Source organism: Bacillus sp. 7884-1 (assembly GCF_002272245.1).
GTDB lineage: Bacteria > Bacillota > Bacilli > Bacillales > Cytobacillaceae > Neobacillus.
The window spans coordinates 1-22,618 of record NZ_NPDD01000193.1 but is presented as its reverse complement, the minus strand read 5'-3'; the positions used below and the strand labels follow the sequence as shown (position 1 = coordinate 22,618).

Genomic DNA, 22,618 nt, shown 5'->3' with positions numbered 1-22,618 from the left:
GACTTACATGTGGAAATTGTTATTCCATTTAATGTAGAATTTACTTGCGGACAGAAGAAGAACATTATGTTAATATTAAAAGGTTGCTAATGTTTTGTACGAAAGAAAAGTATTTGCTTTGCATTTTCGAATGTAATAGTTGAAATGAGAAGGGAGACGAATTAATGGCCAAAGATGATGTAATTGAAATTGAAGGTAAAGTAATTGAAACTTTGCCAAATGCAATGTTTAAGGTAGAATTAGAAAATGGTCATACCGTGCTAGCTCATGTTTCTGGTAAAATCCGAATGCACTTCATTCGCATCCTTCCGGGTGACAAAGTTACTGTCGAGCTTTCTCCATATGACTTAACACGCGGAAGAATTACTTACCGCTTTAAATAATTGCTTGCACTCCGTATTACTAAGGAGGTTAGGATAATGAAAGTAAGACCATCTGTTAAACCGATCTGCGAAAAGTGCAAAGTTATCCGTAGACGCGGTAAAGTCATGGTTATCTGTGAAAACCCTAAACATAAACAAAAACAAGGTTAATCTTGAAGGAGGTGCGCTCATTTATGGCACGTATTGCTGGTGTAGATATTCCACGTGAAAAACGTGTAGTTATCTCTTTAACTTACATTTATGGTATTGGTAAAAATACTGCACAAAAAGTATTAGCAGATGCAGGTGTTTCTGAAGATACTCGAGTGCGTGATTTAACTGAAGACGAACTAAACAAAATCCGTGATATCATCGACAAATTAAAAGTTGAAGGTGACCTTCGCCGTGAAATTTCTCTTAACATTAAGCGTTTAATGGAGATTGGCTGCTACCGCGGATTACGTCATCGTCGTGGTTTACCGGTTCGTGGACAAAACACGAAAAACAACGCTCGTACACGCAAAGGTCCTCGTAAGACTGTTGCGAACAAGAAGAAGTAATCGGCAAAGGAGGTTATTTAAATGGCACGTAAAACTAATACACGTAAACGTCGTGTTAAAAAGAATATTGAACAAGGGATTGCACATATCCGTTCAACATTTAACAATACAATCGTAACAATTACTGATGTTCATGGTAATGCTATTTCTTGGTCTAGTGCTGGTGCGCTTGGATTTAGAGGTTCTCGTAAATCTACTCCATTCGCGGCTCAAATGGCTGCTGAAACAGCTGCTAAGACATCTATCGAACACGGTATGAAAACTCTAGAAGTTACAGTTAAAGGACCAGGTGCTGGTCGTGAGGCTGCTATTCGTGCGCTGCAAGCTGCAGGTCTTGAAGTAACTGCAATTAAAGACGTTACTCCTGTTCCTCATAACGGATGCCGTCCACCAAAACGCCGTCGTGTTTAATTTTTCTGTATAGAATTTGTATCCCTGTCAATAATGGGATATGATACTAAAATTTTGTAGTCCATACAGAAGATTTATTCCAGTTGTTGTGCACAAAACGGGAACGTATACATGGGGGAATTTCGATTAGATAATTTACTAATCGAGGTTTCGACGTTTTGAAGGAGGGTTATTTGATGATCGAAATAGAAAAACCAAAAATCGAAACGGTTGAGATCAACGATGATGCCAAGTACGGGAAGTTCGTCGTAGAACCACTTGAGCGTGGATATGGTACCACTTTGGGTAACTCCTTACGTCGTATCCTATTATCTTCACTCCCAGGTGCCGCTGTTACATCGATTCAGGTCGATGGGGTACTTCATGAGTTCTCAACAATTGAAGGCGTCGTAGAGGATGTAACATCCATCATTTTAAACATTAAAAAATTAGCTTTAAAAATCTACTCTGATGAAGAGAAAACTCTTGAGATTGATGTTCAGGGTGAAGGTCCTGTTAAAGCTGGAAACATTACTCATGATAGCGATGTTGAAATCTTAAATCCTGATCTTCATATTGCTACATTGGCTTCAAGTGGTCATCTTCGCATGCGTTTAACTGCTAAGCGAGGCCGTGGTTATACACCTGCTGAGCAAAATAAGCGTGAGGATCAGCCAATTGGTGTCATTCCAATTGATTCTATTTTCACACCAGTCTCTCGTGTGTCCTATCAGATAGAAAATACTCGTGTGGGTCAAATGACAAACTATGATAAGCTAACGCTTGATGTTTGGACAGATGGAAGCACAGGGCCAAAGGAAGCTATAGCTCTTGGTTCGAAAATTTTAACCGAGCATTTAAATATTTTTGTTGGTTTAACTGACGAAGCGCAAAATGCTGAGATTATGATCGAAAAAGAAGAGGATCAGAAAGAAAAAGTCCTTGAAATGACGATCGAAGAACTAGATTTATCAGTTCGTTCATATAACTGCTTAAAGCGTGCTGGAATCAACACTGTTCAGGAATTAGCTAATAAGACTGAAGAAGATATGATGAAAGTTCGTAACTTAGGCCGCAAATCACTTGAAGAAGTGAAGGCGAAACTAGAAGAGCTTGGATTAGGCTTACGTAAGGATGACTGATTAGCTTCATTCCTGCTCAATAACTAATCCGTTTAATGACTTCAACAAAGGAGGGAACCCTTCATGGCATACAGAAAGTTAGGACGCACTAGTGCACAGCGTAAAGCTATGCTACGTGATTTAACTACAGATTTAATTATCAATGAGCGCATTGAAACAACAGAAACTCGCGCGAAGGAACTTCGTGGTACTGTTGAGAAAATGATTACTTTAGGTAAACGTGGTGACTTACATGCTCGCCGTCAAGCTGCTTCTTACGTTCGTAATGAAGTTGCTGATGCTGAAAATGGTACAGATGCACTGCAAAAACTTTTCACTGATATCGCTCCACGATATACTGAGCGTCAAGGTGGATACACTCGTATTATGAAACTTGGACCACGCCGCGGCGATGGTGCACCAATGGTAATTATCGAGTTAGTTTAATACCTGAAAGCAGACAACAAGGGCGCTGGACAGTTTAGTTACAAACTTGTTCTTGAGCCCTTTTTCTGTATAAAATCTAATAATGTACGAACCAAGCCAAAAAGAGTGTTATGATGAGCGTGACCTTATATTATTAGGGCATAGGAAGGAGAATTTACTCTCCTTTGAAAGATAAATGGAATTCTTTTTTTATCTTTTTCACGTCTCGTCTAGCTCATGCACCTCCTCCTATTTCTTTTTTAGAAATCCCGTTTACGTGGCAGATTAAATCGTCAGCTGCCCTGGGGTGAGGTGCAGGCTTTTTTTGTATTCTACGAGCCTAGCTTAGTATTTTTTGCATAGATGAGACGAGAGGAGAAGATTTATATGAGAAAGGCCGTTGTATCACTAAAGAATGTGTCTTTTCAATATGAAAATCAGAGCAGCTATGCACTTCAGAATGTAAGTTTTGACATCTTTGAAGGGGAATGGTTAGCGATTGTTGGTCATAATGGTTCAGGTAAATCTACGATGGCAAAGCTTTTAAATGGTTTACAATTTACGCAGACGGGTGAGATTACAGTTTGTGGAATTCAATTAAATGAAGATTCCATTTGGGATATAAGAAAGAAATTAGGGATGGTTTTTCAGAACCCTGATAATCAGTTTGTTGGTACGACTGTTCAGGATGATGTGGCTTTTGGTTTAGAAAACCATGGAATTCCAAGGGATGATATGATCTTTCGGGTAGAGGATTCTTTAAAAAAAGTTAAAATGGAGCAATTTCTTAATCAAGAGCCGCACCATCTTTCTGGAGGACAAAAGCAACGTGTAGCTATTGCTGGTGTTCTTGCATTGAGACCATCAATTATTATTTTAGACGAGGCAACTTCTATGCTCGACCCGAAAGGAAGAGAGGAAGTTTTAGAGACTGTCCGTACTTTAAAGAATGAAAAGTCTCTCACTGTCATCTCCATTACTCATGATTTAGAAGAAGCTGCAAAAGCCGACAGAATTATTGTGATGAATCATGGGGAAGTTTACCGCGAGGGAACTCCAGAGGACATATTCTCATTGGGTGATGAATTGGTCCATCTAGGGCTAGATATACCTTTTTCAATTAAAATGAGTAATGCATTCCGTCAAAAAGGAATTGACTTATCGAAGCACTATTTATCGGAAGAAGAGTTGGTGAATGAGTTATGGACATTTCGCTCCAAAATATAGAGTATCGTTATCAAGCAAACACGCCTTTTGAACGTTTAGCTATTGAAGATGTGTCTATTAACATCCCGACAGGAACATACATGTCTTTAATAGGTCATACTGGTTCAGGAAAGTCTACCGTGTTGCAGCATTTAAATGCCTTGCTAATACCTACAGAAGGAATAGTAATGATTGGCAGCCATGAGATCAAAGCGAAGCAGAAGAATAAGAATTTAAGACAGATTAGACAAAAAGTAGGGATTGTTTTTCAATTTCCTGAGCATCAGTTATTTGAGGAAACTGTCGAAAAGGATATTATTTTTGGACCGATGAATTTCGGTGTTTCAGAACGAGAAGCAAAAGAGAGAGCACGTCTTGCTTTAATGCAAGTTGGACTAGCTGAGGAAATACTAGAAAAGTCTCCATTTGATTTATCTGGCGGTCAAATGCGCCGTGTTGCTATTGCTGGTGTTCTGGCAATGGAACCAGACTGTCTTGTCCTTGACGAGCCAACGGCGGGTCTTGATCCGCGAGGACGTAAAGAGATCATGGATATGTTTTATTCACTTCATAAAAAGAGAAATTTGTCTACCATACTAGTTACACATAGTATGGAGGATGCAGCGAGGTATGCTGATCAAATTGTCATCATGCAGCAAGGACATGTTGTAAAGCAGGGGACACCTGTCGAAGTTTTCTCCTCGGTAACTGAGCTTGTTGAAATGGGTTTAGATGTACCAGAAGTGGTCCGTTTTCAACGAAGTCTAGAAGAAAAATTAGGGTTGAAGTTAGAGAAAACCTATCTATCAATCGAGGAACTATCAACCGCGGTTGCAGAACTGTTAAGAGGTGCACCAGTATGATGGATAAAATGATTATTGGGAGATATGTACCCGCTGATAGTTTAATTCATCGGTTGGACCCTAGGTCTAAGCTAATTATTGTTTTCTTATTTGTATGTATTATCTTCCTTGCAAATAATTTATTTACCTATGCTCTTATTGGAATTTATACCTTTTTTATGCTTGGTTTATCACGAATTCCCATTCGCTTTCTGTACGCAGGTTTAAAACCTGTTCTCTGGTTAGTACTATTTACATTGCTCTTACAGGTTTTCTTCACGAAAGAAGGAATTCTATTGTATGAGCTGGGCCCGATAAAGATTTATGAAGAAGGAGTCAGACAGGGTATTTTTATTTCAATGAGATTCCTTTTCTTAATATTAATGACCAGTCTGCTTACTTTAACCACGACACCCATTGAAATAACGGATGGTTTGGAAACACTATTACACCCTTTGAAAAAGGTCCGGTTCCCTGTCCATGAATTGGCCTTAATGATGTCCATTTCTTTACGTTTTATACCAACACTAATGCAGGAAACGGACAAGATTATGAAAGCTCAAATAGCGCGCGGGGTCGAGTTTTCAAGCGGTCCTATTAAGGAAAGAATCAAAGCAGTCATTCCATTACTTATCCCCCTTTTCGTTAGCTCCTTTAAGCGTGCTGAAGAGCTTGCTATTGCGATGGAAGCGAGAGGGTACCGTGGCGGTGAGGGCAGAACAAAATATCGACTGCTAAGCTGGAAACACTCTGACACCCTGCAACTTTTGATTCTTGTTATATTGACTATATTATTAATCCTACTACGTTCATAATGGAGCTAAATTATGATTCGCTATAAATGCATTATTTCCTACGATGGTTCTGGTTTCTCAGGATATCAGGTTCAGCCAAAGAAACGGACCGTTCAAAGTGTAATAGAAGCTGTATTAACCAAAATGCATAAGGGCAGCTCTGTGAAAATTTCAGCATCAGGAAGAACGGATGCGGGGGTCCATGCAAAGGGACAGGTGATTCATTTTGATTCGCCGTTATCGCTTCCTGTGGAAAAGTGGGAGTTAGCATTAAATTCCATGCTGCCAGAAGATATTTCTGTCCTAAGTGTTAAAGAGGCTGATGATCCTGCCTTTCATGCTCGATTTGATGCAAATGGAAAGGAATACCGTTATTATCTGAATCAATCACCGAAAAGGGATCCATTCCAAAGGAATTATGCCTTTCACTACCCTTATCCTTTAAATCTTGAAGCCATGAGAGAGGCTTCTGCTTATTTATTAGGGACACATGATTTTTCTAGTTTTTGTTCTGCAAGAACGGAAGTAGAAGATAAGGTTCGAACGATTGAAACCATTGAGATTCTGCAGGATGAAGAGAAAGTAAGCTTTCGTTTTGTCGGAAATGGTTTTTTATATAATATGGTTAGAATTTTAGTAGGAACTTTAATTGAGGTTGGTTCTGGAAAGCGCAAATCAGAGGAAATAGTAGAGATACTCGAAAAAAGGGATCGTCGCTGTGCTGGAAAAACCGCACCAGGACAAGGATTGTATCTTTGGCAGGTATTTTATTAAATAAAATTTCACTAACAACACAACCTGGTGTAACATTTCCTTGACTTTTAGCTCAAAAGAACTTATTATATTATATGGTTGTGTTTTTAATCCCACGATTAAGCCCCGGAAAGTCTTCATCGTGATTGAAAATATATGAACTTAAAAATTGACGCACAATGGCGTTAACGTTTATTCCCGGAACAGAATGAACGATAACGACTTATGATGGTGCGAAAAAATAATCTTTAATGGATTTAAATTAGGAGGGAAATTCATGCGTACAACGTTTATGGCTAACGCCAACAATATCGAGCGTAAATGGTACGTGATTGATGCTGAAGGCAAAACTCTTGGACGTCTTGCTTCTGAAGTAGCAGCAATCTTACGTGGTAAAAATAAACCAACTTTTACACCACATGTTGACACTGGTGATCATGTTATCATTCTTAACGCTTCTAAAGTAGAATTAACTGGTAAGAAATTAACTGACAAGATCTACTACCGTCACACTATGCATCCAGGTGGTTTAAAGACTAGAACTGCTCTTGAAATGCGTACGAACTATGCTGAGAAAATGATCGAGCTTGCTGTTAAAGGTATGCTTCCAAAAAATTCTCTTGGCCGTCAAACTTTCAAAAAATTACACGTATATGCTGGCGCAGAACATCCGCACCAAGCACAACAACCTGAAGTTTACGAACTTCGCGGTTAATAAAGAGGGAGGGAATTAACTTGGCACAAGTTCAATATATTGGTACTGGTCGTCGTAAGAGCTCTGTCGCACGCGTGCGCTTAGTTCCAGGTACAGGTAAAATTACAATTAACGGACGTGACATCGAAGAATATATCCCATTTGCAGCTTTACGTATGGTTGTAAACCAACCATTAGTTGCTACTGAAACAACAGGCAGCTACGATGTTCTTGTAAACGTAAGCGGCGGTGGATACACTGGTCAAGCTGGCGCAATCCGCCACGGTATTGCTCGCGCATTACTTCTAGCTGATCCTGAATATCGTCCAACATTAAAGCGTGCAGGACTATTAACACGTGACCCACGTATGAAAGAGCGTAAGAAATACGGTCTTAAAGGTGCACGTCGTGCTCCTCAGTTCTCAAAGCGTTAATTATCAAGCTTTGGAAGGCTCTCAACCATTTTGGTTGGGGGTCTTTTTTATGTTTAAAAAATGCTTTTGACCACGAAAATATTTTTGACCACATTGATCACAAAACGAAACAAAATACCACTTAGAATCTACCAATTTTTCGTTAACAATAAATACAGTATTATTTGGTTTACCCTTAATACGTGATGTAATTAACGATTGAAAGGTTTTGATTTAATGTTTATTTGTATCCGCTAAATATTTAGCATACAGAATCGTATTTTTAGCTACATCTAATTCAACATTATATATATTAGGTGGACCGGGCCTCCAATTTACTTCAAATAGCCATAGTTTTTGATTTTCATCAATTCCGACATCAATTCCTAATTCATCCAATTCGCTGTCATATAAAGAATCAAAATGATTTGAAAAACTTAACGCAAACTGTTCCAGATACCTTTTCATATCATACCAAGAGTCACCAAACTCTGTTTTTAAAAATATATCCAGGTAAGTACTATAACCGCCACTACCCATATTAGATGTTATGGTCCCCAACCGCCCGATCCTTGGATAAATAGAAGTAATAACCCATTTTCCTTCTCCATTTTTTTGTACATGCAATCGGAAATCAAAAACATGACCAGAATTTGTTTGACTTGAAATAAACTGTTGAACTAGGTAATCTTGTTCTAGTATTTTATGGGATATCAAGGTTAACAATTGTTTTTCATTAATAGATGATACTAATCCCGAATCGTTAATTTTGTAAAGATTTGATTCATAATTTTCAATAAAAACAACGCTCCCACCTTGATGTCCAGTTAATGGTTTGATAATAACTTTTTTATAACGTTTGATCATGTCATAAAAAATCTGATCATTAGTTAATTTAGAAAAAGGAATAAGGTATTGTTTAAATTCTTTTGCCTTTTCAATTTTGTTATATACACTTAATTTGTTCCCAATAGATTGACTTGTAAACGGAATCCTATCAAACAAATAATCAACGATTCGCTCGGCTTTATCACTTACTGGATAACTTGCATTATAGATGACATCAGGAAAGGGAAATTCCTTTTCAATCCACTGGCCAGTTTCATAGGCTTTCCCTAAAATTATTTGCTGTTTTATATTTACCTTCCCTGGGGTAAAGTAAAAAAAGTTTACCCCTTCTGCTTTGGCTACAGCGGCATAAGCATATGCTTTCTTTACATTATTTGGATCTGCACGATGATGAAGCATGCCAATTAGTGTCATTATCTTTTTTCCTCCGCTCCTCAAATTATTTATCAAATATAATAAGAACGGTTTTGCTTAGAATATAATAGTCATGATTTTTCACTCCGTATTTACAATTGGAGCAAGGTTGAAACGTATCTCGCTAGCTGCTTTCTTGGCAATTCTTATCGCCTCATCTTTTACATCGGAGGATGCTAAAATGTATCCGTATCGATCTCCCATTGATAAAGGCGGTTGTAATATCTGTCCCTTTCGGGATTTTATATACACCTCTTCTACACCGGGATAGTTAGAGCTGCGATTTTTCCCTGTTACCTTATTTAATACTCCTTTTGAATCCACGGTTAAATAATGTGCATATACATACTTACTGTGTTTTCTAGTAAGACAAGGCTCATTTCCTAACATTAATTGAATGGTTTCCTCTACTAAATTAATTCCATATCCGACTTCAATGATTCGATTCATCGCACCACCTGAGATCCTTGGGTTGATTTCAATTAATTTCCACGATCCATTTACTAGGCGCATTTCTAAGTGACAGGCACCATTTTTCAGTTGAAAAACCTTTAAGATGGAAGTTACTGTCTCAAGGATACTATCGTATAAACTTTTTTCGTTATCACGCAGTAAACAGTATCCTGTTACAATAAACCGTTGTAAAAACGTAATCTGTTGTTCGATAATTGCGATTATATGAACTTTTCCATCATGTACTAATACTTCAATTAAATATTGGGGGCCAGCTAGATACTCCTCCAGCAAAATCTGTTCACGATGGTTTAGTAATTTTTGTATTGCCAGCTTCAACTGGTTCTCGTCATTCGCCAACAGAACATCTTTTGAACCGGCAGATGTGGGGGCCTTTACAATAAGAGGTAAATAGCCCTTGTGTTTATCAATAAAATTCTCTAAGGAATGGTCTGGAGTATAAACGGCATAATGAGGAGAAATTGGAAGGTCTATGAGAAGGTCACGACATAATATTTTATTTTCCATTAAAAAAATTGGATCACTTGATACAACACTTGGACAAAATTCTTCTGATAAGGTTGCAGCTAAATACACGTAAGAATGTACAAAACTCAATACGCACTTTATTTGTTTATCTTGTTTTTGCAGATTTATAATGTTTTCTTTTAATTTGTCATAGTTAAATAATTCCACTAAAATCATTTGATGGACATCTGGAAATTCTGTTCTTTGATGAATGAAGTTTTTTTTATTGGTTAATAACACCGTAAAATAGCCGAGTCGTTCTGCAGCTTTAATTGCCTCTCTACTAGATCCTGATTTATTCGTTTCAATAAATACAATGGTTCGCATAAGCTTTGTTATCCTTTCTTGGATGGTTTTATGAAGGATTTAGTATTAACTCTTTTGTTGAGTAATAAAACAGACAACTTACATTTCTAATATATTTTCTTAAGACACGAATTGTTTGGACAATTGTCATAATACTTAAGATATGTAAATTAGAAATTTGGAAAATATGCAGACAAAGATTGCATGGATCCTGCAAGGCGTTTATTGTGTAATTAACGTTTTCCTAATTTTGAAAAAACAAGTCACTCTTCATCCACTTCTATCGCAATTCCGCCCGATTCCTTCAGATTCTGCTCCACTGTATACACCTTTTCGTTAACTAGCCACTACTACTTACTGCTTCGTGATTCATGACTTCCACCTTGGAGACCGCAATCATGTCGGTAAAGAAAAGGACTCTGTTTAAAAAAAACAGAGTCCTTTTTCTTGATTACGGACTTACGGGAGGTGATGACCAGAAGATTTAGGAATTATTTGTTGTGCACCAATAATCCTGAATTGTTGAACTTGTAATACTTTTACCGTAAGGTCAAAGACGATTTTTTCTCTCAACCTGCTAAAAGTTCCCTTGGGAGGTGTCATGGTTGGTGAAAAATCAAGTTCAAAGAAGTTTGCAGCTACTAACTCACCGAATGGCTGTTGATTGTATTTGACAAGATTTTGAAAGAAAGTTTTATCCAAGCGAGCATCTAACATGGTTCGATCATTAACAAAATTAGCTTCGGCGCTTTCAGAAATACCTATAATGGGGAATGAAATAAATCCGTTGGTGTTCTCACAGATGTCACCATTAAGGTCTGCAAATCCAGTAAACGGAACATCTGCAATTCGATCTTGAAGGGTTCCCTTACAATCATGCGTAGCATATTCTATATCTTTGCGAATATGCCCTGCTACAAATAATTTACCCCTTATCACGTTAAAAAAGTCAGTGTTGTCAATACGTGTAAATGCAACTGGGACAAGTTTAACCTGATCTAGAAATACATTTTTTTTCACTCTTTTAATTTCTGTTGCTGGTGGATGAAGTTTAATATCTGCCTCTAACACAATTTGAAGTGTTGGCTCTGCCAATACAACTGGAACCTTAATTGTTGGGGTTCTAGTGTGCTTAACTGTGTTAGTGGCCATAACCGTTAATGGCACTTGTTCCTTTGATTCGATTGGACATGGACCTCCGGGGACCGGTGGGTGTTCTGGCTTGGGATGATGCACGGAATGATGTTGATGCTCTGTATGATGTTCTGATTCACAACTTCCCATAAAAATACCCCATTTCTTTATTATATTTAGAATACATACTCCTTTTTATATTGTTAATGTATTCCGCGTTTGTCATAAAGAATAGGCTATTATAATAGGACATTTTCCCAAAATGGAAAAATAGGCAGATGAACGAAAGCACAAAAAGGCTCTGTTTCTTTTAAACAGAGCCTTTCTTCTTTATTATGCTGAAGAACATTCATTAGAGAGTTCTTGTTAGTGAACAATGCCCTGACCATGAAAGGCTTGGTTTTTTAGTTATTTTACTTTAATTGTCTAAAAAAATGATACCCAACTTTAAATTAGGTATCATCTTTTGACCACATTCTGACCACGAAACATATATAAAGATATATTATTTCATTTTCATTTTAGGAAGTAATAAGCAGCTAAACCTTGATTTAACAAGGGTCATTTTATTTCGTGCTTCTTCATATGATATGCACACATAAAAGAGCGTAAGAAATACGGTCTTAAAGGTGCACGTCGTGCTCCTCAGTTCTCAAATCGTTAATCTTCAACACTTCAAAGGCTCTCAACCAATATGGTTGGGGGTCTTTTTTATCCTATTTCGATCAGTTTATGCCTTTCTTCATCTTAAATTCATCTTGGAAGAACTAAATGAAGCTATTTCTCATAAGCTAAGTAATCTTACTATATAAAACTTTTAAGAGGGGATAGCTATTGACTATAATAAAACCTATGACATACGAAGTTTCTGATGATTCCACGAAGGAGCTGAGTATTTTCTTTGGCGGAGATACTTTGTTAGGTGATGCAGCACAAAAATTATTGGACAGAAATGGTTATGTCTATCCTTTTAAATACATTGATCAAATATACAGCTCAGCGGATGTACGGACACTTAATCTGGAGGCGCCTATCAGCCAAATTGCAAAAAAAATCGAGGCAGATAAAGATTATATATATAAGATGTCCCCTTTAGTGCTTGATGTATTTAAACAAAAGGCGTTCAACATATTTTTTTTGGCAAATAATCATTCCACTGATTACGGACATGATGGTTTATTAGAAACCATTATGTACTTGGAAAAAAATTCGATGATTCCGCTTGGTGCAGGAAGAAATAAAAAAGAATCAAGAAAAGCACTCGTTATAAGAAAAGGTAATATTAAAGTCGCTCTTTTAAATTACATGAGCTACAGGAAAAGATATCAGGAGAAATATCAACACTTCGCTTCTAATGTTCATAGTGGTATAGCCGCTTTGTCTAGAAATGCAGTATACAATGATATCAGGGCATTAAGAGAAATAGGGATAAACACTATTGTTGTGTCCATCCATTGGGGAAAGAATTATCAACCCGTAACAGAAGAGCAATTATTACAGGCAAAAATGATTGTTAAGGCCGGAGCTGATATTATCATCGGACATGGATCCCATCAATATCAAAAAATGAGCGTTTTGGAGGGTGTCCCCGTTTTTTTTAGTGTCGGAAACTTTATTTTCAATACTCCTGGTCGATCCCCTCTTACCTATGGGTTTCCAACAACTTTACACTTTAACGAAAATGGTTTAATAAGGGCTGAGATTTGGCCAATCCATACTAATAATAAAATAATTAAGTTCCAACCTCGGCATTTATCTGGTGAAGATGCGTTTAAGGCCATCCAGGAGTTATATACAAATTCCGATTTAAATGGACTGAAAAAAGAGATCGATGTTAATAAAGGTGTTTTATTTTTTTAGACGAAGAGGATAAATGAATTCATCTTTACATCACTTCAAAGGCTCTCAACCAATTTGGAGGGGGTCTTTTTTATGTTTTAATATTGCTATGGATGACATCCTTTATAGAATTAGCAGCATTCTGCTAAATGTTGAAATATTATTTCACTTTTTTGTCATGTATTTTAAAAAATAATGCTAATGGCGTAATCCTTTTTACCTGTAGAAACGCCTGTTATGTGACTTAAGTGGTATAGACCACTGCACAACATTACCTATATACTTTTACTATAAGTTGTAAGCGTTACCAGTATTTTGGTATACATAGGGGAGACCAGCCTACAATTCAATCAATTGTATAAAGGAGGATGTATGAAAAGTAAAACGTTTATGATTACTGCAGTTTGTACCTTGCTACTAGGCACATCACCCGTATTTGCCAACAATGAACTTCCCAATGATTCAACGATTGAAAAGCGAGGAAAACTCACATTCCCATCTAAGAAACCACACCCTGTCTTTACATGGAATTCGACAATCATTCCTGTATCGAGAGTGCTCCACTCAAGTTCAGCGCGAGGAGCTGGAATGGTGGATGCTCCACTCCAGCAAATTGATCATATTATGAACCAAGCAATTTCACAAAAATTAATGCCAGGTGCTGTCACTTTTGTAGCGAGAGCTGGAAAAATTGTAAAACATGACGCTTTTGGCTTTTCAGCTCAATACACCGATGGTAATTTTACCGAAATGAAAAATCCAATTCCTATGGAAAACAACACGATTTTTGACTTGGCGTCTATCAGTAAAATTTTCACTGCAACGGCCGTAATGATCCTTTTTGAAAAAGGATTATTCAATCTTGATGATCCGGTGGCAAAACATATTCCTGAATTTGCTGCAAACGGGAAAGAAAACGTAACGATTCGTCAGTTGTTAACCCATACTTCCGGGTTCACCGCTTGGATTCCTTTATATTCAAAAGGGAATTCAAGAGAAGATAGGCTGAAGTTGGTATTAAACCAACCGTTGAAAAATGCTTCCGGTACAACATATGAATACAGTGATTTAAACATGATTACGTTAGGAATGTTAGTTGAGCACTGGTCTGGAAAGCGTCAGGATGAATTCGTCCGGGAGCATATCACAGAACCTTTAGGGATGAAGGATACGATGTACAATCCACCAGCTTCTTTGAAGAACCGTATTGCTGCAACTGAATACCAAACAACACCAAATCGCGGTCTCGTGTGGGGAGAAGTTCATGATGAGAATGCTTGGTCATTGGATGGGGTTGCTGGTCATGCTGGTGTGTTCTCTACCGCCATTGACTTAGCTAAACTTGCCCATATTTTCATTAATGAAGGAAGTTATGGCGGACAAAAAATCTTGAAGCCGGAAACAGTACAGTTGCTGCTGCAAAATCAGAATGAGGCATTCTCTGGAAATGACCATGGCCTTGGCTGGGAGTTAGGCCAAGGCTGGTATATGGATGCTTTATCAGAAGGTACATACTCTTTTGGCCATACGGGTTATACAGGAACTTCGATTGTAGTAAGCCCGAACAATAAAACAGTAGCAATTTTATTGACCAATCGTGTCCATCCGTCAAGAACTATGGGGTCCATGAACCAAACCCGCCGCTTATTTGCAAGAAATATAGCAGATTCAATCCCTGTCTCGATTCCTGGTAAGAGAGATGCTTGGTTTGCAGGGTACGGCGACAAGCTAAACCGAGAAATGGAAACTGATATCCATTTATCTAAGGATACCAAACTCACCTTCTCCACATGGCATATGATTGAGAATATCTGGGATATCGGGTCTGTAGAGATTTTTAGAGGTGGCAGTTGGCATCAAGTTGCTCTATTAACAGGCACAAGTAATGGCTGGGAAAATAAAGAATTGGCTATACCTAGTGATGCGACAAAATTACGGTTTGTCTATCGAACTGATGAATCTACCAATTCCCGAGGTTGGTACATTCAGAATCCAAAACTGGATTCTGGATCAAATCTTTCTTTTAAAAATAATGAATGGGAACTAAGAGATTATTAAAAGTTAGAGGAGGAGAAACAACATGCGCAAATTTTTAAAGACATTTATCACCTCGTTTCTGGCATTTGCTCTAGTATTAACGGGAATCCCACTTGCAGGGGGAGCTGCCACGGGAATTGAGGATTTAGTGATTGATCTCAATGTTCCACAGGTTACAAGAGAAGTAAAGGATAGCAAGCTTGATTTAAATGCACTTCATGTTTATGAGGATGGTCACTTTAAGCTGGCATCTGAGAACCTTAAATGGCAATCTTCTAATAAAAATGTTGCCTCTGTATCTAAAGATGGTGTAATAACTTTATCCGGTCACAATGGTAAAACATTTATATCTGTCAGCGATGGCAGCCATAGCGACAGAATTTCGATTCAATTCAAAGGAAATCAAGAACAGGTCCTTATTGAAAAAGAAAAAGGTGCACGCTATGACCTCATCGGAAATGCCATCAAGCATATGAGTATGGAAGAAAAGGTCGGACAAATGCTAATGCCCGATTTTAGGAATTGGAATGGCAAAAATGTCACAGTAATGAACGACGAAATTGCCAAGCTTGTGAAGGATTATCATCTCGGCGGTGTGATTTTATTCCGAGAAAACACAGTGACTGCTGATCAAACAACTAAGCTAGTCAGTGCCTATCAGGAAGCTGCGGAAAAGTACGGACTGTTAATTTCCATTGACCAAGAAGGTGGAATTGTTACACGTCTGCAAACTGGTACCGACATGCCAGGGAATATGGCGTTAGGTGCGACTAGATCTGAAGAGCTTGCCGAAAAAATTGGACGAACAATTGGTGAAGAGCTTAATGCACTTGGTATTAACATGAACTTTGGACCAGTATTGGATATAAACAACAATCCAGATAATCCGGTGATAGGTGTTCGATCTTTTGGTGAGGATCCTGAGTTAGTAGCTAACCTAGGAAATGCCTATATTAAAGGGCTCCATGAAACGGGCACTGCAGCAACTGCAAAGCATTTTCCTGGCCATGGAGATACTGCGGTTGATTCACATGTAGGACTTCCATCTGTACCTCATGATATTGATCGTTTGAAGAATGTAGAATTGTATCCTTTCCAACAGGCAATGGATACGGGAATTGATGCGATTATGTCAGCACACGTGACATTCCCAAAAATTGATGATACGAAAGCAATCTCTAAAAAAGACGGAACAGAAGTCGCTGTACCAGGTACACTTTCCCACAAGATATTAACGGGTCTTATGCGCGAAGAAATGGGCTTTAAAGGAGTTATAGTAACGGATGCGATGAATATGGGTGCAATTGCAGATCATTTTGGTCCTGTTGATGCGGCAATCCGTGCTGTTAAAGCAGGGGCGGATATCCTGTTAATGCCAGTTGGAATCGTAGATGTAGCAAATGGACTTTATGATGCTGTGAACTCAGGCGATATTTCAGAAAGTCGACTTGAGCAGTCAGTAGAGAGGATTTTAACCTTGAAACTGAATAGAAGCATCGTTAAGGCAGAAGAAGAAAAGAGTCTTGATGAAAAGGTAGCAAAAGCACTTCAAGTCGTAGGATCACCTGAACATAAAGCAATTGAAAAAGAAGCAGCAGAGAAATCAATTACTCTTGTAAAAAATGAGGCTGTTCTCCCGCTTCAATTAGCTGTAGATGAAAAGATTGTTATTGTAGGTTCAAGTAGTTCTGAAATTGCTGCCGAGGTAAAAAAGCATCATAGTAACGTTACAGTTATTAATACTACAGCACTACTTTCAGTTGCTGATTTAGCAACAGTGAAGACTGCGAAATATGTTGTTTTAGGAACTTCGACTTCAAACGTAGCTCAAAGAGCAACCAGTACGAACTTAATGAAACTAGCCAATCAGCTCATAGAAGAAACGGATGTTCCGATAATTGGTGTCGGAATCAGAAATCCGTACGATATTATGGCCTACCCTAATGTTAATGCTTATCTAGTGCAGTATGGATTTAGACCAGCAAGCTTTGAAGCAGCAGCAAATACAATTTTCGGTAAAAACAATCCAACTGGAAAACTGCCAGTAACAATTTACAACCATGATGGCAGTGTGCTATATGGATTTGATTACGGTTTAGGTTACTAGGCAGGGAATAGATAAAGAGGAGGGATACTTTTGAAAAAGTGGTTAACTGGATTATTGATTTTCGTTTTACTACTGTCAACTGTTTCTGCGGCGATGGCTAAGAACGATAAAGAGAAAAAGAATAAAAAGTTACGATTAGGTATTGAGGTTTTGTTAGAGGATCAAATTGATTTGATTAAGGATAAACGCATCGGGTTAATCACAAATCCAACTGGGGTTGATCAGAACGTTACGAGCATTGTGGATTTACTCTTTAATAATTCCGATGTGAATCTTACTGCTCTTTACGGCCCTGAGCATGGTGTACGAGGAAGTGCCCAGGCTGGTCAATATGTTGAACAATATACCGATGAAAAAACAGGGCTTCCTGTTTACAGCTTATATGGAAAGACAAAAAAGCCGACACCTGAAATGCTTAGTAATGTCGATGTATTGTTATTCGATATCCAAGATGTAGGGACACGTTTTTACACGTACATTTACACAATGGCATTAGCAATGGAAGCAGCAAAAGAGAACAATATTCGAATCATTGTCCTTGACCGCCCAAATCCAATCAGCGGGACCAAAGTTGAAGGACCTGTGCTAGAGGATAAGTATTCTTCGTTCATCGGTGAATATCCGATTCCTGTTCGCCACGGGATGACCGTCGGGGAGTTAGCGAAGCTCTTCAATAGCGAATTTGGAATTGGAGCAGATTTAACGGTAGTGGAAATGGAAGGCTGGAAACGAAACATGTATTACGATGAGACGCCATTAGAATGGGTACTTCCATCACCAAACATGCCAACCTTGGAAACTGCTGTAGTGTACCCAGGTGCTGCCCTCATTGAAGGAACCAATGTTTCCGAAGGACGAGGAACAACAAAGCCATTTGAATTGATTGGAGCACCGTTCATTAATAGTGACAGCTTAGCTTCCAAGTTAAACTCTTACAAACTACCTGGTGTCACATTCAGAGCGGCTTCGTTTATCCCGACATTCTCGAAGCATGCGAATGTGTTAAGCCATGGTATTCAAATTCATATCACAGACCGAAATGCCTATAAGCCGTTTGAAACTGGATTATATATCGTAAAAACAATCCATGATATGTATCCAAACGATTTCCAATTTAGAGCACCGAGCGCAGCAGGAATCTCCTTCTTTGATAACCTTGTCGGCAATGGCTCCATCCGCGCAGATATTGAAGCTGGCAAAAGTGTTGAAGAAATGAAAGCAGCATGGCAGGCGGGTTTAGAGCAATTTAACGTGGTTCGTGAGAAGTATTTATTATATTAAATAGTGAGCAGGGGGCCTTCTTTCTAGGAGGTCTCTTTTTTGCAGAAAATTAATCAATGGATTGATTATTGTAGAAAAACCACTGAACAAGTCGAAGTTTGTATTTTCAGGGAAATAATAAACTATTTTTGTTGAATTATATGGAAACCGGACAGTCATGAAGCGACATAACAAAACCTGTGTCAGGGTTGATCCGGAATAAAGTAAAAAGGGCCTTAGAAGCCCCTTTAATCAATCATTCAAATATCAAATTCTTTTCGAAGTCCAATTATATAGGAACTGTCTACTCCTAGTAGTTCTGCTAAAATCTTTTCATTCGCATTTGGGTTCTCTTTTAGGAATTTTTTAAGCTTTTTCTTTTGAGCTTTGCGGTCTGTTTTCAGCATCTTATTTTCTTTTTGAGCGTTCGTATCTACTTTCAGCACCGAACTTTCTTCTTTAGCTTCCGGCTCTGCTTTCAGCACCGAATTTTCTTCTTTAGCTTCCGGCTCTGCCTGCAGCAAAGAATTTTCTTCTGTAGTGTTCGGAACTGTTTTAAGCTCCGAACTATCTTCAACTTGTGATTCATTTTGTTGGTTAGTTAGTAGTGATAATTCCCCGATTAACGAATCAAGCTTTTCTTCGTACTCTCCAATCAATGTTTTTTGATTTTCATTAGTTGCTTTCAACTCGTCTACTTGTTTATGAAGTTCTACAATTTCCTTTTTGCTGTTTTCTAGACTTACAGCAAATGACGTAATTATTTGTTCCTTGGTGCCAATTACTTCTCTTAGATTTTGTAACTGCATTTCTTGCTCAGCTACTAGACTGCTTAGCCCCCCAATCAATGATTGATTTTTTTCATTGGTAGCTCTCATCTTGGATATTTGATTTTGAACTTCTGTAATTTCTATATTGCTTTTTTCAAGGCTTGCGGTTATTGAAGCTATATCTTCTTCCTTAGTTGCCAATTCGTCTTTTAGACTAATTTCTCGTTTTAACACATTAGCCAATAACTCATTAATACGAGTTGTAAGTGCCATAAGTTCAGAAAAGTCTTGCTTATGATCACCTTCGGCTCCGTTTACATCATGAATTTCAGTATCTTCATTGAATGTACTATCTGCCATTCCTTACACTCCCCTTTTGGTTGTTCACTATCATAGGTTCAAAAGAATCTATCACGTACTTATAATAAAGTATGATGCGAATGAAAAATTGAATGGACAAGTATCTAAATTTAGGATAAATAATAAAAAATCTTTTCTTCAATCTATTTTAGGTTACAAAGGTAGCAGTGAATGATAGGACGGATGTTTTATCAAATTTGCCTCTTACATGACAAAAATGTCACTTTAGATGTTGTTATATCGATGGTTGACGGGCAGATTAGTCAGTATAGTAAGGTGGAGAAGGAGGATGAAACAATGACTAAAATAATACAAACTAAGAACTTATCGAAATCTTACGGAAAAACACAAGTCTTAAAAAATATTGATTTGACCATTGAACATGGGGAATTTACCGCAATTATGGGGCCATCGGGCTCTGGGAAAACGACATTAATGAATACCCTCTCAACGATTGACAACTTTAATACCGGGGATGTTTGGATTGAGGAAAAATCGCTATTAGACTTGAAAAAGAAAGCCTTACGAGAATTCCGCCAAAAACGAATGGGATTTATTTTTCAAGATTACAACCTGCTTGATACCTTAACGGTGAAAGAAAATATTCTGCTGCCGCTTTCGTTACAAAAAACACCTGTTGCTGAAATGGAGCAGCGATTAGCGAAATTGGTTGAAGCATTAAATATTGAATCGATCTTACATCATTATCCGTCTGAAATTTCTGGCGGTCAAAAACAGCGAACAGCTGCAGCAAGGGCAATCATTACAAATCCAGCGATTGTGTTTGCTGATGAGCCTACAGGTTCACTTGATTCAAGGTCTGCTACCCAGCTGCTGGAACAAATTCAATTTCTTAATAGAACATTTAAGACAACCGTTCTAATGATTACCCACGACCCGTATGCAGCGAGCTACTGCCAACGTGTAATTTTTCTGCGTGATGGAAAAATCGTCAATGAAATGTTTAAAGGCGAACAATCAGAAAAAGAATTCTTTGACCGAATCCTGACGATTCAAAGTGTCATTGGAAGTGACCAGCGATGAACTTAGTTGATTTATCATGGAGGAATATGAAGCGGAACTTTCGTTTATATACCATATATTTTATTTCCATGCTTGTCGGGGTTGTCATTTACTTTACCTTTTCCGGATTAATGTTTAACAAGGACGTCGTTTCAGCAATCCAAAATAAAGAAAACTATAAAACGGTTATTTTCATTGCCTCAGTAATCGTCTTTTTGTTTATTGTGTTTTTTATTTTGTACGCTAACTCATTTTTCATGAAACAGCGAAAAAAAGAATTTGGCATGTATTTACTATACGGGATGAAAGAAAGACAAGTTGCCGCAATGGTCTTTTTTGAAACGTTATTCTTGAGCTCCATTTCTGTATCCAGCGGTATATTAATCGGTGGATTACTATCGAAATTTTTCGGTAGGGTATTAATGAACCTAATGCACTACAAGGACGACATTTCTTTTGCTTTTCCACTTGAAGCAATCATCTCAACAATTCTGTTATTCGCTTTATTAATCGGTATTATTACGATCCAAAGTTATTTGAACGTCCGCCGTGTACAGTTAGTTGAATTGTTTCATGCAAAAGAAAAAATGGACAAACCGCTTAAATTTTCATTTGGATTGGCGATATTGTCAATCCTATTGATTGCAGCTTCCTACTACACGATTACCCTGGCAGGAGATACAGAAATTTGGAAAGAAAATTTTAAAGAAACATTAATTGCTGTAACAGTTGCATTGATTGTCGGAACGTATTTATTTTTCCGCCAGTTTTCCGGTTGGATTTTACAAAAAATGAGTCAAAGTAAAAATTACTTTCATGGTAACAAAATGTTATGGATTTCCTCTCTTCGTTTTTCGATTCGAGGAAATACTGTAAACTTTACGTTTAATTCACTTATTAGTGCTATTGTCATTTTTGCAGTTGGATTTATTGCTGTAGATTACGCCGTGAAAGCTGACGTGGTAAAAAAAGAATTTCCAAACCATTTTGCCTTCTCGACGCAGGATGATAAAACACAAAAACGAATTGAACAAATGATGAATGACTCACATCCCATTATTGCTCATGAAACTATTACGGGAATTCAAACAGAAAAGATTCCAAATCGAAAAACGTTTTATAGCTATCCCGAATACTACACTGAGGAGTTTTACCTTTTCCCTGAGTCACAATTAAATGCGATTGTTGATTTACGTGAAGTTGGTGAAAAAGTAGACGTAGAAGGTAAAGAAGTAATTGTTTTATCAAGAGGAATAGATGAACCTTTTGAATATAAAAGTCCTCTGCCCGAAATTACAGTTTTAGAAGACAATACCTTTCGTGTAGTCGAAAAAATCCGATACCCGTTGTTAAGTATCCCAACGAGTCCTGGTGGGGATACAGCTCCTCAACCCTCAGTACTCGTTATTTCAGACGAAGCTTTTGATGACTTAAAAGAAAAACATACTCTTTCTTCCTATGAAATTTATCAAATCGAAGATGCGAAAACATCCAATGACGTATCACGAAATGTATACGAAATGGTTATGAAAACAGAAGGGGCCTATTATTCAGCCTATGTAGATCAATATTCTCTTAATACTGAGTCTTCCTCCTTAGTATTGTTCTCCGTTGCGTTTTATGGAGTCATTGCATTGTTTGCTTTAGGAAGTGTCATTTACTTTAAACAGCTGCGCGAAGCTACAGAAGAGCGAGAGCACTACGCAATTTTACGGAAAATTGGTGTAGGCAACAAGGAAATGAAAAAGATTATTCGGAAACAATTGCTGTTCGTATTTTTACCGCCGCTAATACTTGGATTGGTACACAGTTGGTATCTTTTATATTACACAGTCATCCTTGTAATAAAAGATTTACCATCTCTAACGACCATTATTTTTTCTGTCATGGGAATGTATGTGTTAACCTATATAATCTTTTACCTATCATCAACATCTATATACTACAAAATTATCAACAAAAAAAACACACGGTGAG

General features: G+C 37.8%; 22 protein-coding genes and 1 pseudogene. 19 read left to right on the top strand and 4 right to left on the bottom strand.

Features of this window, described 5'->3' with window-relative positions:
- The first annotated feature begins 164 nt into the window (after nt 1-164).
- From infA to rpsI (CHI06_RS21345), 12 genes are all read left to right on the top strand, one after another.
- Complete coding sequence (gene infA / locus CHI06_RS21400) at nt 165-383, top strand: translation initiation factor IF-1 (protein ID WP_007085268.1); 219 nt, start codon at nt 165-167, stop codon at nt 381-383.
- A gap of 36 nt (nt 384-419) precedes the next feature.
- Nucleotides 420-533 (top strand): 50S ribosomal protein L36, encoded by a 114-nt coding sequence (gene rpmJ, locus CHI06_RS21395; protein ID WP_000868344.1) that lies wholly within the window; start codon nt 420-422, stop codon nt 531-533.
- Between the two features lie 23 nt (nt 534-556).
- On the top strand, nt 557-922 hold the full coding sequence (rpsM, locus tag CHI06_RS21390) for a 30S ribosomal protein S13 (protein ID WP_090767670.1): 366 nt from the start codon (nt 557-559) through the stop codon (nt 920-922).
- Nucleotides 923-943: 21 nt separating this feature from the next.
- A complete protein-coding gene (gene rpsK / locus CHI06_RS21385) occupies nt 944-1,333 on the top strand; it encodes a 30S ribosomal protein S11 (protein WP_066072366.1) in 390 nt (129 codons plus the stop codon).
- Nucleotides 1,334-1,509: 176 nt separating this feature from the next.
- Nucleotides 1,510-2,454 (top strand): DNA-directed RNA polymerase subunit alpha, encoded by a 945-nt coding sequence (locus tag CHI06_RS21380; RefSeq protein ID WP_045516506.1) that lies wholly within the window; start codon nt 1,510-1,512, stop codon nt 2,452-2,454.
- A gap of 63 nt (nt 2,455-2,517) precedes the next feature.
- Nucleotides 2,518-2,880: a 50S ribosomal protein L17 gene (gene rplQ / locus CHI06_RS21375; protein WP_095250611.1), complete on the top strand. Its 363-nt coding sequence runs from the start codon at nt 2,518-2,520 to the stop codon at nt 2,878-2,880.
- Between the two features lie 366 nt (nt 2,881-3,246).
- Entirely contained in the window at nt 3,247-4,086 is an 840-nt protein-coding gene (locus CHI06_RS21370; protein WP_095250610.1) for an energy-coupling factor ABC transporter ATP-binding protein, read from the top strand.
- The gene (locus CHI06_RS21365) at nt 4,062-4,928 is read left to right on the top strand and encodes an energy-coupling factor ABC transporter ATP-binding protein (protein ID WP_095250609.1); all 867 of its coding nucleotides are present in this window, start codon (nt 4,062-4,064) and stop codon (nt 4,926-4,928) included. The genes CHI06_RS21370 and CHI06_RS21365 overlap by 25 nt, the downstream gene beginning before the upstream one ends.
- Nucleotides 4,925-5,722, top strand: coding sequence for an energy-coupling factor transporter transmembrane component T family protein (locus CHI06_RS21360; protein ID WP_095250608.1), 798 nt, complete (start codon nt 4,925-4,927; stop codon nt 5,720-5,722). The genes CHI06_RS21365 and CHI06_RS21360 overlap by 4 nt, the downstream gene beginning before the upstream one ends.
- Nucleotides 5,723-5,734: 12 nt before the next feature.
- Nucleotides 5,735-6,475 carry a tRNA pseudouridine(38-40) synthase TruA gene (truA, locus tag CHI06_RS21355; RefSeq protein WP_179292728.1) on the top strand — a complete coding sequence of 247 codons (741 nt, stop codon included), beginning with the start codon at nt 5,735-5,737 and terminating at the stop codon, nt 6,473-6,475.
- A gap of 256 nt (nt 6,476-6,731) precedes the next feature.
- Complete coding sequence (gene rplM, locus CHI06_RS21350; protein ID WP_090767691.1) at nt 6,732-7,169, top strand: 50S ribosomal protein L13; 438 nt, start codon at nt 6,732-6,734, stop codon at nt 7,167-7,169.
- 20 nt (nt 7,170-7,189) lie between these two features.
- Complete coding sequence (rpsI, locus tag CHI06_RS21345; RefSeq protein ID WP_095250606.1) at nt 7,190-7,582, top strand: 30S ribosomal protein S9; 393 nt, start codon at nt 7,190-7,192, stop codon at nt 7,580-7,582.
- 213 nt (nt 7,583-7,795) lie between these two features.
- On the opposite strand, the gene CHI06_RS21340 is transcribed toward rpsI (CHI06_RS21345), so the two are convergent.
- The 3 genes from CHI06_RS21340 to CHI06_RS21330 all read right to left on the bottom strand — a co-directional run bounded on the left by CHI06_RS21340 (nt 7,796) and on the right by CHI06_RS21330 (nt 11,395).
- Entirely contained in the window at nt 7,796-8,824 is a 1,029-nt protein-coding gene (locus CHI06_RS21340; RefSeq protein WP_095250605.1) for a YheC/YheD family endospore coat-associated protein, read from the bottom strand.
- A gap of 81 nt (nt 8,825-8,905) precedes the next feature.
- Nucleotides 8,906-10,132, bottom strand: a complete 1,227-nt coding sequence (locus CHI06_RS21335) for an ATP-grasp domain-containing protein (protein ID WP_095250604.1) — start codon at nt 10,130-10,132, stop codon at nt 8,906-8,908.
- A gap of 438 nt (nt 10,133-10,570) precedes the next feature.
- A complete protein-coding gene (locus tag CHI06_RS21330) occupies nt 10,571-11,395 on the bottom strand; it encodes a CsxC family protein (protein ID WP_257009405.1) in 825 nt (274 codons plus the stop codon).
- A 442-nt stretch (nt 11,396-11,837) separates the two neighbouring features.
- Between CHI06_RS21330 and rpsI (CHI06_RS29445) the strand changes: the two are divergent.
- The 5 genes and pseudogenes from rpsI (CHI06_RS29445) to CHI06_RS21310 all read left to right on the top strand — a co-directional run.
- Nucleotides 11,838-11,909 (top strand): annotated as a pseudogene (rpsI, locus tag CHI06_RS29445) (30S ribosomal protein S9); the annotation flags it as partial.
- A gap of 170 nt (nt 11,910-12,079) precedes the next feature.
- The gene (locus CHI06_RS21325; RefSeq protein WP_095250603.1) at nt 12,080-13,105 is read left to right on the top strand and encodes a CapA family protein; all 1,026 of its coding nucleotides are present in this window, start codon (nt 12,080-12,082) and stop codon (nt 13,103-13,105) included.
- Nucleotides 13,106-13,456: 351 nt separating this feature from the next.
- Nucleotides 13,457-15,142 (top strand): serine hydrolase domain-containing protein, encoded by a 1,686-nt coding sequence (locus CHI06_RS21320; RefSeq protein ID WP_095250602.1) that lies wholly within the window; start codon nt 13,457-13,459, stop codon nt 15,140-15,142.
- 22 nt (nt 15,143-15,164) lie between these two features.
- Nucleotides 15,165-17,228, top strand: coding sequence for a glycoside hydrolase family 3 protein (locus CHI06_RS21315; protein WP_095250601.1), 2,064 nt, complete (start codon nt 15,165-15,167; stop codon nt 17,226-17,228).
- Nucleotides 17,229-17,258: 30 nt separating this feature from the next.
- On the top strand, nt 17,259-18,509 hold the full coding sequence (locus CHI06_RS21310; RefSeq protein WP_095250600.1) for an exo-beta-N-acetylmuramidase NamZ family protein: 1,251 nt from the start codon (nt 17,259-17,261) through the stop codon (nt 18,507-18,509).
- Nucleotides 18,510-18,748: 239 nt separating this feature from the next.
- Here CHI06_RS21310 and CHI06_RS21305 read toward each other — a convergent pair whose 3' ends face one another.
- Nucleotides 18,749-19,618, bottom strand: coding sequence for a hypothetical protein (locus tag CHI06_RS21305; protein ID WP_095250599.1), 870 nt, complete (start codon nt 19,616-19,618; stop codon nt 18,749-18,751).
- Between the two features lie 297 nt (nt 19,619-19,915).
- On the opposite strand from CHI06_RS21305, the gene CHI06_RS21300 reads away from it, so the two are divergent.
- Together CHI06_RS21300 and CHI06_RS21295 are read left to right on the top strand one after the other, a co-directional pair.
- Complete coding sequence (locus tag CHI06_RS21300; protein ID WP_095250598.1) at nt 19,916-20,662, top strand: ABC transporter ATP-binding protein; 747 nt, start codon at nt 19,916-19,918, stop codon at nt 20,660-20,662.
- Complete coding sequence (locus CHI06_RS21295; protein WP_095250597.1) at nt 20,659-22,617, top strand: ABC transporter permease; 1,959 nt, start codon at nt 20,659-20,661, stop codon at nt 22,615-22,617. The genes CHI06_RS21300 and CHI06_RS21295 overlap by 4 nt, the downstream gene beginning before the upstream one ends.
- The last annotated feature ends 1 nt before the right edge of the window (nt 22,618 follow it).